The sequence below is a fragment of the Photorhabdus noenieputensis genome (assembly GCF_018448935.1).
Lineage (GTDB): Bacteria > Pseudomonadota > Gammaproteobacteria > Enterobacterales > Enterobacteriaceae > Photorhabdus > Photorhabdus noenieputensis.
This window is the reverse complement of the sequence record NZ_RCWC01000004.1, coordinates 53,240-66,624: the sequence shown is the minus strand read 5'-3', so window position 1 is coordinate 66,624 and position 13,385 is coordinate 53,240. Positions and strand designations below refer to the sequence as shown.

Here is a 13,385-nt window from a genome sequence, read left to right as displayed (position 1 = left end):
ACATATTAAGAAAAATAACAATCTATTTCTCCTAGTACCAAGTTAATCTACCCGCCGCCAATTATTTTTAAATTATAGAGTTAATAATTAATGTCACACAGTTGGACCACCAAGGCAATCAGAGAGATTCAAGCAGACCATCAACGCAGCTCTGACACTCATCTTATCCGCCTTAATTTACCAGTTTTTCCAGGTATCCATTTATATCTAAAAGATGAAAGCACCCATCCAACCGGTAGTCTGAAACACAGGCTTGCCCGTTCTTTATTCCTTTACGCACTTAGTCATGGCTGGATAAAGGAAGGTACCCCGGTTATTGAATCCTCATCGGGTAGTACCGCTGTATCCGAAGCCTATTTTGCCCGCCTGCTTGGGTTACCTTTTATTGCTGTTATGCCCTCATACACCGCGAAACGTAAAATTCAGGAAATTGAATTTTATGGTGGTAAATGCCATTTTGTTAACCATTCAGCACAAATTTATGACGAGTCAGAACGCCTAGCAAAAGAACTAAATGGTCATTATATGGATCAATTTACTTACGCCGAAAGAGCAACAGACTGGCGAGGTAACAACAATATTGCTGAAAGTATTTTTCGCCAGATGCAAATGGAACCATTTCCTGAACCAGATTATATCGTTATGAGCGCTGGTACTGGGGGAACTTCTGCAACTTTAGGCCGCTATATCCGTTACCAAGGGCATAACACTAAACTGATTGTTGTCGATCCAGAAAACTCTATATTCTATGACTATTACCGTCAAAATTGCTGTGATATTCGTGGCAATTATAGCAGCAAGATTGAGGGTATTGGTCGCCCTAGAGCAGAGCCTTCTTTTATTCCCTCGGTTATTGATGACATGATCCAAATACCTGATTGCGCCAGCATTGCAACAATTTACTGGCTGGAAAAATTATTAGGCAGAAAAGTTGGCGCATCTACGGGAACCAATGTCTGGGGAGCTCTCCTGCTTGCTAACCAAATGCATGAACGTGGAGAACAAGGCGCAATAGTAACTTTACTGTGCGACAGTGGTGAACGTTATCTCGATACTTATTACAACCCAGATTGGGTAAAAAATAACATTGGCGATATTTCACCTTATCTCAAACAACTACCCAATTTCCGTGGTTATAAGTAACATAACTATTTTATTCTAATGAGGATATTACAATGAGACGAGCTGTTGTTGTATTCAGTGGTGGACAAGATTCCACGACCTGCCTGATTCAAGCAATTAATCAATATGACGAAGTACATTGTGTCACTTTTGATTATGGTCAGCGCCATCGTGCCGAAATTGATGTTGCACGTAATGTCAGCCATTCTCTCGGTGTTGTTGCACATAAAGTACTGGATGTCACATTACTTAATGAACTGGCTCTCAGCAGTCTGACTCGTGATAACATCCCTGTTCCCGATTACAGTGAAAGTGAAAAAAGTGCCATACCCAGCACATTTGTCCCTGGGAGAAATATTTTGTTCCTGACACTGGCTGCTATATATGCTTATCAAGTTGAAGCGGAAGCAGTTATTACTGGCGTATGTGAAACTGATTTCTCCGGTTACCCTGATTGCCGTGATGAATTTGTCAAGGCACTGAATAAAGCTGTAAGCCTTGGCATTGCCCGTGATATCCGTTTTGAAACGCCATTAATGTGGCTCAACAAAGCTGAAACTTGGGCATTGTCCGACTACTACCAACATTTAGACTTTGTTCGTAGTCAGACACTAACTTGCTACAACGGCATTCAAGGTAATGGATGTGGTACATGTGCAGCTTGTCATCTCAGAGCTAACGGATTAGAACAATATTTGAATGCTCCGGAGAAAATAATGACTGAAATGAAAGCAAAAACACATTTAGTTTAATCCAAATGGCAATGAGAGCTTTCCCCTCTCATTGTCCTGTTTTCACCAAAGCCCCCATTATTTCACGTAATTCACCTTCAATAGATAATGCTCTTTGCGTTTTTCTATCAATCCAGACAAACGTAGTCTTAGCATCTGCAATGAGTTGATTGTTCCTTCTGCGTATGATTTCCTGAGAAAATACACCACTTCTATTTCTCAGCTCCGTCAATCGGCAATCCACTTCCAACTCATCGCCAAGAACTGCTGAACTGCGATAATTAATATTAATGTTAACCACTGCGAACCCAACATTGTTTTTCTGGATCCATTCCACTACAGAATGCTTATGCAACCATTCCCACCGAGCACTTTCCAGAAATTCCAAATAGCGAGCATTGTTCACATGCTGAAACAAATCTATATGATAACCATGAACTTTTATAATTGAACTCATAATATTGCCTTTATGTTAAAGTCACTCATCTGACCAGGTTGATTTCACAATAGCAAAACAAAAAATTCACACTAATTAAAGTAATTTATTTGCAACCTTGATCACAACATCCCCATTCATAAAAAACCCTGAATGAGGATGATAGATACTATACTAGTAACTCAACTTACTTCTATTTCGCTCAATGAAAACTGGCCCTATTCCTTGAACCTCTTGTAACTGTTCCACCGCAGTAAACGCACCATGTTTTTCCCGATATTCAACAATTCCTTGTGCTTTTTTTACCCCAATACCATTTAGTGCTTTTGCTAATTCTTCCGCACTTGCAGTATTAATATTCACCTTTCCCTTTTCTTCTACTTTCAAAGCGTCCTGCTGCTGTAATTGCTTTTCTGATGAAGAATGACCGGTAGTACTGGCTGTTTTAACTACTTTATCTTTTGCTTGCTCAGTGGCAATCGCAAATTGCCCTCCACACGCATAAAGCAAGCCAGCGAGCAAAATAGATAAAATTCCCGATTTTTTCATATCAATTCCTCCATGTTTTATGAGTGGAAAAAAGATTGCCACAGATAAACTTGAACACAATGGACGAAGATCAGATATGCGAAAGGCCGCGAAAGCGGCCTTTATTGACAAGATAATTACAAAGATATTTGCGATATTCTCCGCAAATTTTTATTCGATATGACCTAACTTAATTTTGGCTTTTTCACGCAGACTAATCAGTAAAGACTCTAGCATAGCGTTACCCATTTCACTTTGATAGCTATCAGTCATGCTTTTAATTTGTTCTTCGGATACAACACCTGGAGTGACTTTATCCAGTTGGATCAACACAACATCATCCAAACTATTTTTCGTCAAACCATATTCTGCCTTACCTTCTTTTGGCCGAGATAAAGCAAATACTGCACCAACTAACACATTATTCTGAGATGTACGCTGAATAACCTGAGGCTCACCAAATTGAATACCTGCATCTTTCAAAGCTTGCTCACCTTTACCTTCTTTTAAGGCAGCCAGTAATTTCTCACTTTCGATTTGAAGTTGTTTTTCAGCTTTCTGGCGTTTAACCAGTTCAGTAACTTGCTCTTTAACTTTCTCGAAAGGCTGTACTGTTTCTGGCTTATAATTATCTACACGCAGAACAAATGCACGATCGCCTTCAACAGAGATAACATCAGAGTTAGTCCCTGTTGGCCCCTGTCCATCAACAAGATTACCTTCAAAAACGGCATGAATGACAGCACCAAAATTAATCTCTGTCGGCACACTATTACGATCAAACCAATCAGTCGTCACAACCTTAATACCTGAAACTTCCTCCGCCGCAGCTAGAGATTCATTATCGCTGGCAGCAGCATCACTGACCTTCTGTTGCAGAGCATAGAAAGCATCTACTGCTTTTTCCTGCTTAACCGTTTTCTCAATTTCAGGGCGAACTTCAGATAAAGGCTTAATTACTTGAGGCTTAATATCATCCAAATGGAAAATAGAGAAACCATTAGAAACCTTAATTACAGAAGAAATTTGGCCTTTATCTTTCAAATTAGCTTTCTTCAACTCTTCAGGAAGAGCATCCTCTTCTATCCAGCCGATCTCACCACGATTTTTCGCTGAAAACTTATCCGTAGATTTTTCAGTCGCTAATTTACCAAAATCAGCCCCCTTATTTAACTCATTAAGCACTGTTCTGGCTTCAGCTTCAGTTGCAAGCTGAATCAAACTATATTTCTTCTGTTCTGGTTGAGTATAACGTTTCAAATTATGCTCATAGTAAGCATCAATATCAGCGGATGTAGCTGAAACTTTATTCATTTCATCTACAGCATCCATCTTAATATAGCTGACTTTCACTTCTTCTGGAGCAATAAAGCTGCTCTTATTTAGATTATAGTAATCTTGCAAATCTTTATCTGTTACTTCCTGCTGCGCCTGAATTTTCTTCAGCTCCAGTGTAGCCATACGGACAGTTCTTTGTTGCAGAAGCAATTCAGCATTGGGTTTCACCTCGCTAGGCAGTGCTATTTCACTACCAGAAAAAGCCATAATTAATTGTTGATTAACTAAACTCTGGCGAGTTTGTTCAGCAAAAAGATCTGGACTCATATTGGAACGGTCGAGCAACTCCAGATATTTGTTGTTATCAAATTTACCATTTGTCTGAAAGTAAGAAGTATTTCGGATAGAATCCTTAACTTGCTCATCGCTGGCAGATAAACCCAATTCACGGGAATACTGTTCAACCAGCACATTATTAATTAGACGCTCCAAAGCCTGATTACGAATCTGCTTCATGCTTTGTTCGTCACTTGCCAACACTGAGAATTTATCTCCCAATTGCTCTTGCAATGCGTTTCTCTCTTGCTGAAACACCCGCTCCAATTGAGCACGACTGATAGCCTGGCCATTCACTTCGGCAGCATAACTACCAGCTCCACTTGTCAGGTAGCCCCCAACCCCCGTCAAAACAAAAGACAGGATAATGAGAGCCAGCACGATTTTAAGCACAGGACTGTTTGCCGCCGTGCGTAGGTTGTCCATCATAAAGAGGCAAAACTCCGCTTTAGTGAAATTGAAAACGCCATATTACGCTAATTCAAGCGCTAAGAAAAAAAGCGCACCAATCAATTGATGCGCTTCTATTTTAACTTACCAAATCTGTCTCGTCAGTCTATGTTTACCAATATATACCCGTTATCTTTCAAGTTGCCTCTTTGTTGGCTGCACTCACTCATCCCGGTCACATAGTTATCTATGCTCCCGGGGATTCACTCCCTTGCCGCCGCAATGCATCTTGAAATCCATAGGGTATGACAAGGACTGATAAGTAATATTTGGTTCATGTCACCCATTAACAGCGTCTTTCAAACCTTTACCTGGACGGAAAGCAGGTACTTTAGCCGCAGCAATTTTGAGCTCTTTTCCTGTTTGAGGGTTACGGCCTGTACGTGCAGAACGTTCACGAACAGCAAAAGTACCGAATCCCACCAGAGCAACATCATCGCCATCCTTCAATGCACCCGTTACAGAAGAAATGAATGCATCTACTACACGCCCTGCGGCTGCTTTAGAAATATTAGAGTCAGCAGCAATTTTGTCGATCAGTTGTGATTTATTCACTCTTATCATCCCCATATAGTTTTTACTACCGCATCAGAATCCTAACGGATAATCCGATAGCAGTGCCGTTATATCAATCCTTTCCGATATTGGCAAGAAATCATAAGACAACAAAATATTTATTAGACAGTTCATCCAAGTTAGCAATACAAAAAAGCTGGTAAGCTTGAATTCACTTACCAGCCTCTATTTCATCCATAATTATTGAGATAGTTCACTATTTTTGTACTACTGAACTGACACTAATTCTGCGCCAAACACAGGATCTTGCAATGTAATAGCCAAAACATCTTCAATACGTTTTACTGGATGGATCTGTAGATCTGCAATAATATTTTGGGGAATTTCTTCCAGATCACGTTTATTCTCTTCCGGAATTAAGACCGTTTTGATTCCGCCTCGATGAGCAGCCAGTAGTTTCTCTTTCAAGCCACCGATTGGCAGAACTAAACCTCGCAATGTGATTTCACCGGTCATAGCAACATCAGCCCGAACGGGATTACCTGTCAGACAGGAGACCAATGCTGTACACATGGCGATACCTGCACTTGGACCATCTTTTGGCGTCGCACCTTCCGGAACATGGACATGAATATCCCGTTTCTCATAAAAATCAGCGTTGATACCCAATTTATCAGCACGAGCACGAACAACGGTTAACGCTGCCTGAATGGATTCCTGCATAACCTCACCGAGTGAGCCAGTATAGGTTAGTTTACCTTTCCCTGGAACACACGCGGTTTCAATGGTCAATAAATCACCTCCAACTTCAGTCCATGCAAGTCCTGTGACCTGACCAATACGGTTTTCCGTATCTGCACGGCCATAATCCACACGTTGAACACCCAAATACTCTTTCAAGTTATCTGCGTTGATTTCAATGTGTTTTAAATTTTTATCCATTAACAATGCTTTCACTGTCTTACGACACAGCTTAGAAATTTCTCTCTCTAAACTACGCACCCCGGCTTCACGAGTGTAATAACGGATAATCCCAATAATAGCACCGTCATCAACAGTTAATTCATTTTTTTTCAGAGCATTACGTTCAATCTGTTTAGGCAGCAAATGACGTTTGGCAATATTCAATTTTTCATCTTCGGTATAACCGGAAAGACGAATAATCTCCATACGATCCAACAATGGTGCCGGAATATTCATAGAGTTGGATGTTGCAACAAACATGACATCTGACAGATCATAATCGACCTCCAGATAATGGTCGTTAAATGCCACGTTCTGTTCTGGATCTAAAACTTCCAGTAAAGCAGAAGCTGGATCACCACGCATATCGGATGACATTTTATCAATCTCATCCAGCAGGAACAGAGGGTTCTTAACTCCAACTTTGGACATTTTTTGAATCAATTTGCCCGGCATAGAGCCAATATAGGTTCGGCGATGGCCACGGATTTCAGCTTCATCACGAACCCCACCCAGTGCCATACGCACATATTTCCGCCCGGTCGCTCGTGCAATGGACTGACCTAAAGAGGTTTTACCCACCCCTGGAGGCCCAACCAGACATAAAATCGGCCCTTTAATTTTACTAATTCGGCTCTGTACTGCCAGATACTCAAGGATACGCTCTTTTACACGTTCCAAACCGTAATGGTCGGTATCCAGAGTTTCTTGGGCTTTGACCAAATCTTTTTTAACTTTACTGCGAGCAACCCACGGGACCTGTACCATCCAATCGATATAACTACGAACAACCGTCGCTTCCGCCGACATAGGAGACATCATTTTCAGTTTTTGCAATTCAGCTTCGGCTTTCTCACGAGCTTCTTTGGGCATTTTTGCCGCTTCAATTTTGCGCCTCAGGGTTTCATACTCATCAGGCGCATCATCCATTTCACCCAACTCTTTCTGAATTGCTTTCATCTGTTCATTCAGGTAGTACTCGCGCTGGCTTTTTTCCATTTGTTTTTTCACGCGGTTACGAATGCGTTTTTCTACCTGTAACAAATCAATTTCTGACTCCATCATTGCCATCAGATATTCAAGACGCTCAACGACATCAGACATTTCCAAAACAGTCTGTTTATCACTGAGTTTCAATGGCATATGCGCAGCAATTGTATCAGCTAATTTGGCGGCATCTTCAACACTGTGTAGCGAGGTCAGAACCTCTGGCGGAATTTTCTTATTTAATTTAATGTAGCCTTCAAACTGATTAATTGCTGTCCTGATCATAACTTCCTGCTCACGCTCATCAACGAGCGGAGAGTCAAGATACTCAGCATGAGCAGAAAAATGTTCGCCATTGTCAGTCAGAGTCGTAATGCGGGCACGTTTCAACCCTTCGACCAGCACTTTTACCGTGCCGTCAGGCAGTTTTAACATCTGTAAAATAGAAGCTACTGTACCAACGGAGAAAAGGTCATTAACCCCTGGCTCATCAGTTGAAGCTTCTTTTTGCGCAACCAACATGATCTGTTTGTCATGATCCATTGCTGCTTCCAGGCAGTGAATAGACTTCTCACGTCCTACAAACAATGGGATCACCATATGCGGGTAAACCACCACATCGCGCAGAGGCAATACAGGGATTTCTATGCGTTCGGAACGCTCAAGATTCATAGAGCTCTCTCTTCGTTTAGCTTTCGCCAGTTTTTAGGCATCTCGTGAAACACGGTTCTCACGAGTTTCACTCCATAGAATATAAAATATATGGGGACAGGAATTTGACATTCAATGGTATGGCACTTTAATAAAAACAAAATGAGGGTAATCCCCTCATTTTATTCAATAATATCTCGTTTAGTGAATTCCCTGTCCTAGACTCAATTATTCGCCAGAAACCTGAGCATCCGGTTTGCTATAAATCAGTAAAGGCGCAGATTGACCACTGATAACAGATTCATCTACAACAACTTTTCCAACGTTTTCCATTGACGGCAGATCATACATAGTGTCCAGCAATGCGCCTTCAACAATAGAACGCAGGCCGCGGGCACCTGTCTTACGAGCCATTGCTTTCTTAGCAATAGCTGTCAGGGATTCACTTCTGAATTCCAGATCAACACCTTCAAGGTTAAACAATGCTTGATATTGCTTAGTCAAAGCATTTTTAGGCTCTTTCAAAATCTGGATCAATGCTTCCTCACTCAATTCACTGAGCGTAGCAACAACAGGTAACCGCCCAATAAATTCAGGGATAAGACCAAATTTGATGAGATCTTCTGGCTCAGCTTGTGCAAGCAATTCTCCTTCAGTCGCTTTTTCTGACTCACCTTTGACTTTCGCACCAAACCCAATACCTGTACTGGTATTTAGACGCTGACCAATCACTTTATCCAGACCAGCAAACGCACCACCGCAAATAAACAGGATTTTAGAAGTATCTACCTGTAAAAACTCCTGTTGTGGATGTTTACGCCCCCCCTGAGGAGGAACTGCCGCAATTGTACCTTCAATCAGTTTCAGCAACGCTTGCTGCACACCCTCACCTGAAACATCCCGAGTAATTGACGGGTTATCAGATTTACGTGAAATCTTGTCAATCTCATCGATGTAAACAATACCGCGCTGGGCTTTTTGCACATCGTAGTCACATTTTTGCAGTAATTTCTGAATAATGTTTTCTACATCTTCTCCCACATATCCCGCTTCGGTCAGCGTAGTCGCATCTGCCATAGTAAAAGGAACGTCAAGATAACGAGCCAATGTTTCAGCCAATAAAGTTTTACCACTCCCTGTTGGCCCAATAAGCAGAATATTACTTTTACCTAATTCAACACCGTTACTGGTATCGCCATTACGTAACCGCTTGTAATGGTTATAAACAGCAACCGCCAACACTTTTTTCGCCGTTTCTTGGCCGATAACATAATCATCCAAATGCTGACGGATTTCATGAGGCGTTGGTAATGCACTACGCTCACGATGTGGTACAAGCTCTTTAATTTCTTCGCGAATAATGTCGTTACATAAATCCACACATTCATCGCAAATATATACTGACGGGCCAGCAATCAATTTTCGCACTTCATGTTGGCTTTTCCCGCAGAAAGAGCAATACAGCAGCTTTCCTGAACCGTCTTTGCGCTTATCTGTCATCAGTCACAACCTCACTTTATCAACTGCTCCCCCAGATTCCTCTGGCAAAGCAGGAAACTTCTGCTATTACCCCGAATGTCATAGCCAGCCTTACCAAACGGTAAGCCTAATGTTTATATTATAGCTTCCGGGAATAATAAATTAATCGCGATGGGTGAAAATCTTATCAACCAATCCATACTCTACGGCTTCATCTGCCGACAAAAAACGATCACGTTCTGTATCTTTCGCAATCTCTTCAATAGGTCTTCCCGTATGTTTTGCCATTAACTCATTCATACGCGATTTCACTTTCAGTATTTCCTGAGCGTGAATTTCAATATCTGTAGCTTGTCCTTGGAAACCGCCTAATGGCTGATGGATCATTACCCGGGAATTTGGCAAACAGATACGTTTTCCCTTTGCCCCAGCAGTCAACAAAAATGCTCCCATTGAACATGCCTGCCCCATACAAATAGTACTGACATCCGGTTTAATAAACTGCATCGTATCGTAGATGGACATTCCCGCAGTAATCACACCACCTGGTGAATTGATATATAAGAAAATATCTTTTTCCGGATTCTCCGCCTCAAGAAACAACATCTGAGCTACAACCAGGTTTGCCATATGATCTTCAACTTGGCCGGTCAGAAAAATAATACGTTCTTTTAATAAGCGTGAATAGATATCGTACGAACGTTCCCCACGCGCAGTCTGTTCAACTACCATCGGCACCAAAGCCATGTGAGGCGCATATTGATCCCGCTTGTCGCTATATGACATTTTCGTCTCCTAATAGAATTCATGTTGGTGCCATTCATAACCAATTCTACTTGAGATAAGCGATGATGACCATGATTCAAAGTTAACCAACCAAGGGGGAATTACCCCTGAAAAATTTTGTAATCATATACATAATATTAAAAAGGATCTGGGGTTAAACCCACTTTTTTTCAAGAAAAATCTTGCCTCTTACTTATAAAAAAACCCGCAGATTTATCTGCGGGTTCATTTCACTAAGACAACAAATTCATTATCTCATGACAAAATTAAAACTTATGCCATTTGATTCTGATTCATTAACTCATTGAAAGTGGTTTCTTTTTCAGAAACTTTTGCTTTACCCAGAAGAACTTCAACAGCTTGTTCTTCCAAAGCAATATTACGAACATTGTTCATCAATTCTTGGTTTTTACCATAGAATTCGATCACTTCTTGAGGATCTTCATAGGCAGAAGCCATTTCTTCGATTAATGCTTTAACACGCTCTTCATCAGCTTTCAGTTCATTACTGCTGATAACTTCACCTAATAGCAGGCCAACAACAACACGACGTTTAGCTTGCTCTTCAAACAGTTCACGAGGCAGGTCCAGAGCTTGTTTTTCATTGCCACCAAAACGCTGAGCAGATTGACGGCGTAGAACATCAATTTCACTATCAACAACAGCGGCCGGAACGTCGATTTCGTTAGCCTTAACCAAGCCTTCGATAACCTGAGATTTAATACGGTTACGGACTGCATTTTTCAGTTCACGTTCCATATTTTTACGTACTTCTGCACGCAGGCCGTCAACTGTGCTATCAGCAATACCGAAACGTTTGATGAATTCTTCATTCAACTCCGGTAATTCACGCTGTTCCACTTTTTTCAATGTGATCGCAAATTTAGCCGCTTTACCTTTCAGATTTTCAGCGTGATAATCTTCTGGGAAATTGACATCAATGGTAAATTCTTCCCCTGCTTTATGACCAACAATGCCCTCTTCAAAACCTGGGATCATACGGCCCTGGCCCATAGCCAGCACAAAATCGGAAGCCTTACCACCTTCAAACTCTTCACCATCAACAGATCCATTGAAGTCAACAGTAATACGATCTTCTGCACCAACAGCTTCTTCGGTTTCTTTCCAATTTGCCTGCTGCTTACGCAATGTTTCCAGCATTGCATCAACATCTTCGTCTTTTACTTCAACAACAGGCTTTTCAACTTCAATGGCTTCCAGATCTTTCAATTCAACTTCTGGATAAACTTCAAACTCTACAGAGTAAGTGAAATCTTCACCATTTTTGAACTGCTCTGGTGCATAACTTGGCGCACCTGCTGGATTAATTTTTTGTTCGATGATTGCATTAATAAAGTTACGTTGCATCAGATCACTCAGAACGTCCTGAATGACAGAAGCACCGTAACGTTGTTTAACGATGTTCATAGGCACTTTGCCTTTACGGAAACCATCGATACGAACTTTTTTTGCTACATTGACCAACTCACTACTAACTGCTTTCTCAACATCGGCAGCAGGAACGGTGATTGTCACACGACGCCCAAGGCCTTGAGTGGTTTCAACAGAAACTTGCATCTTTTTACCTCAAAAAAATCATAGTGCTCGGTCAACTCCAGAGACCATACAACCAGCACATATTTTATGTACCAATCGTAACACTCTCTAAGAACCGGGGCGGTCGCATTTAAAAACCGAGAATCCCTGATGTCAGAAGCGTCCCGAAACCATTCTAAAAATTAGACGCGACATTATAGCGATGCAGACGGTGTGAGTCGAGAATTGCTGAAAAAAGGCCGAACTATTCATCAACTTCACAGGATAACGATTATTCAGCGGCTAAATTTGCACCCAAAATGGATCATATATAAAACGTAAAAACGGCCCGAAGACCGTTCACTGAATTTATTCAATTGTGTAAGAAAACGCCCCAAATTAAGTCTCAATCAGCGGATTTCAGGCAACAATATTACCCCCGCGACATGCCGGTGACGCTAAAACAGTATCCTGTAATTCATTCCACTCTTTTTCTGTATAGGTATGCAACGCCAAAGCATGAACACCTGCGGACAATTCTGTCGATAATACGCTGTAAACAGAACGATGGCGGTTTAGCATACGTTCACCAGCAAATTTATTACTGATGATGACGACTTTAAAATGGCTTTCAGAACCTACGGGGACATTGTGACGATAACTTTCATCAATAACCTCAAGATATGAGGGATTAAATGCAGCCTGTAATTTCTCTTCTATATCCTGATACACCATATCATTCTCCTTAACCGCACAGCAGTCGTACTGCCAACCATACTAATAATTTTAGTCTATTCTCCATGAGTTATCGCACCAACGCATTAAAATATCTTTTAATCGAATCCCACATCATAAGGTTTTTATATCCGTTTACCCCATCAGGGATATGCCATGATCCAAAGGCAGTGCTATTATTGACGTAATTTATGCTATTGATAAGTATTACTGGATATCCTTATCACTGATGAGAAAATTAACATGTTGAAAAGAATCTTATTCCCATTCATTGCGCTTTTTCTTCTTGCTGGTTGCGCCGCTCCCAGCAACACCCTGACCATCGAACCTAAAATTACACTGCCAACAGCAGATCCAACGATGAGAGCGATTACCATCAGTATCAGCGGTGCCGACAATCGTCAGTCTCAAACACTTGCTCAAGTTAACCGCAATGCAAAGCTGGAAACACTGAAACCCTCCCGTGATCTGCGTTTTTTACTCCAAGAAATCCTGGAAAAACAGATGACCGCCCGTGGTTATATGATTGGCTCTCCAGCCAATGCCAATCTGCAAATTATTGTGAACAATCTATATGCAGACGTTAAAGAAGGTAGCCTGCGCCATAATATTTCAACAAAAGCCGATATTTCCATCATTAGTACAGCGCAAAATGGCAGTAAGCAAGTTAAGAATTACCGCACTAGTTACAATGTACAAGGTCCTTTAGGCGCAACTAATGAGAAAATTGCTGATGCAGTCAATACTGTATTATCAGAAGTCATAACCGATATGGCTCAAGATCCTTCCGTCAGTAATTTCATCAAACAAAATGCTCGCTAATTAAAGGATTAATTATTTTACTCTGCCCG

Annotated in this window: 12 protein-coding genes; 3 read left to right on the top strand and 9 right to left on the bottom strand. The window is 41.2% G+C overall.

Going from position 1 to position 13,385, the window contains the following annotated elements:
- Positions 1 to 90 precede the first annotated feature (90 nt).
- Together EAE91_RS04685 and queC are read left to right on the top strand one after the other, a co-directional pair.
- Entirely contained in the window at positions 91 to 1,143 is a 1,053-nt protein-coding gene (locus EAE91_RS04685; RefSeq protein WP_214087473.1) for a PLP-dependent cysteine synthase family protein, read from the top strand.
- Between the two features lie 32 nt (positions 1,144 to 1,175).
- Positions 1,176 to 1,874 (top strand): 7-cyano-7-deazaguanine synthase QueC, encoded by a 699-nt coding sequence (gene queC / locus EAE91_RS04680; RefSeq protein WP_214087472.1) that lies wholly within the window; start codon positions 1,176 to 1,178, stop codon positions 1,872 to 1,874.
- A gap of 28 nt (positions 1,875 to 1,902) precedes the next feature.
- Here queC and EAE91_RS04675 read toward each other — a convergent pair whose 3' ends face one another.
- From EAE91_RS04675 to bolA, 9 genes are all read right to left on the bottom strand, one after another.
- Positions 1,903 to 2,310 carry an acyl-CoA thioesterase gene (locus EAE91_RS04675; RefSeq protein WP_046394481.1) on the bottom strand — a complete coding sequence of 136 codons (408 nt, stop codon included), beginning with the start codon at positions 2,308 to 2,310 and terminating at the stop codon, positions 1,903 to 1,905.
- Positions 2,311 to 2,463: 153 nt separating this feature from the next.
- Complete coding sequence (locus EAE91_RS04670; RefSeq protein WP_214087471.1) at positions 2,464 to 2,838, bottom strand: ComEA family DNA-binding protein; 375 nt, start codon at positions 2,836 to 2,838, stop codon at positions 2,464 to 2,466.
- Positions 2,839 to 2,988: 150 nt separating this feature from the next.
- Positions 2,989 to 4,860 carry a peptidylprolyl isomerase gene (gene ppiD, locus EAE91_RS04665; protein ID WP_214087470.1) on the bottom strand — a complete coding sequence of 624 codons (1,872 nt, stop codon included), beginning with the start codon at positions 4,858 to 4,860 and terminating at the stop codon, positions 2,989 to 2,991.
- 300 nt (positions 4,861 to 5,160) lie between these two features.
- Positions 5,161 to 5,436, bottom strand: coding sequence for a nucleoid-associated protein HU-beta (hupB, locus tag EAE91_RS04660; protein ID WP_011148005.1), 276 nt, complete (start codon positions 5,434 to 5,436; stop codon positions 5,161 to 5,163).
- A gap of 228 nt (positions 5,437 to 5,664) precedes the next feature.
- Positions 5,665 to 8,019, bottom strand: coding sequence for an endopeptidase La (lon, locus tag EAE91_RS04655; RefSeq protein WP_214087469.1), 2,355 nt, complete (start codon positions 8,017 to 8,019; stop codon positions 5,665 to 5,667).
- Positions 8,020 to 8,226: 207 nt separating this feature from the next.
- Positions 8,227 to 9,498: an ATP-dependent protease ATP-binding subunit ClpX gene (clpX, locus tag EAE91_RS04650; RefSeq protein ID WP_214087468.1), complete on the bottom strand. Its 1,272-nt coding sequence runs from the start codon at positions 9,496 to 9,498 to the stop codon at positions 8,227 to 8,229.
- Between the two features lie 141 nt (positions 9,499 to 9,639).
- Entirely contained in the window at positions 9,640 to 10,263 is a 624-nt protein-coding gene (clpP, locus tag EAE91_RS04645) for an ATP-dependent Clp endopeptidase proteolytic subunit ClpP (RefSeq protein ID WP_036775116.1), read from the bottom strand.
- A gap of 273 nt (positions 10,264 to 10,536) precedes the next feature.
- A complete protein-coding gene (gene tig / locus EAE91_RS04640; protein WP_214087467.1) occupies positions 10,537 to 11,841 on the bottom strand; it encodes a trigger factor in 1,305 nt (434 codons plus the stop codon).
- A gap of 378 nt (positions 11,842 to 12,219) precedes the next feature.
- Positions 12,220 to 12,534, bottom strand: a complete 315-nt coding sequence (bolA, locus tag EAE91_RS04635; protein ID WP_214087466.1) for a transcriptional regulator BolA — start codon at positions 12,532 to 12,534, stop codon at positions 12,220 to 12,222.
- A 243-nt stretch (positions 12,535 to 12,777) separates the two neighbouring features.
- Between bolA and EAE91_RS04630 the strand changes: the two genes are divergently transcribed.
- The gene (locus EAE91_RS04630) at positions 12,778 to 13,356 is read left to right on the top strand and encodes a lipoprotein (protein ID WP_214087465.1); all 579 of its coding nucleotides are present in this window, start codon (positions 12,778 to 12,780) and stop codon (positions 13,354 to 13,356) included.
- The last annotated feature ends 29 nt before the right edge of the window (positions 13,357 to 13,385 follow it).

Bases quoted from the DNA above. Each gene is read 5' to 3' on its own strand.
- clpP (WP_036775116.1), bottom strand. From the start codon at position 10,263: ATGTCATATAGCGACAAGCGGGATCAATATGCGCCTCACATGGCTTTG.
- EAE91_RS04670 (WP_214087471.1), bottom strand. From the start codon at position 2,838: ATGAAAAAATCGGGAATTTTATCTATTTTGCTCGCTGGCTTGCTTTAT.
- lon (WP_214087469.1), bottom strand. From the start codon at position 8,019: ATGAATCTTGAGCGTTCCGAACGCATAGAAATCCCTGTATTGCCTCTG.
- queC (WP_214087472.1), top strand. From the start codon at position 1,176: ATGAGACGAGCTGTTGTTGTATTCAGTGGTGGACAAGATTCCACGACC.
- EAE91_RS04630 (WP_214087465.1), top strand. From the start codon at position 12,778: ATGTTGAAAAGAATCTTATTCCCATTCATTGCGCTTTTTCTTCTTGCT.
- ppiD (WP_214087470.1), bottom strand. From the start codon at position 4,860: ATGATGGACAACCTACGCACGGCGGCAAACAGTCCTGTGCTTAAAATC.
- clpX (WP_214087468.1), bottom strand. From the start codon at position 9,498: ATGACAGATAAGCGCAAAGACGGTTCAGGAAAGCTGCTGTATTGCTCT.
- EAE91_RS04675 (WP_046394481.1), bottom strand. From the start codon at position 2,310: ATGAGTTCAATTATAAAAGTTCATGGTTATCATATAGATTTGTTTCAG.
- tig (WP_214087467.1), bottom strand. From the start codon at position 11,841: ATGCAAGTTTCTGTTGAAACCACTCAAGGCCTTGGGCGTCGTGTGACA.
- bolA (WP_214087466.1), bottom strand. From the start codon at position 12,534: ATGGTGTATCAGGATATAGAAGAGAAATTACAGGCTGCATTTAATCCC.
- EAE91_RS04685 (WP_214087473.1), top strand. From the start codon at position 91: ATGTCACACAGTTGGACCACCAAGGCAATCAGAGAGATTCAAGCAGAC.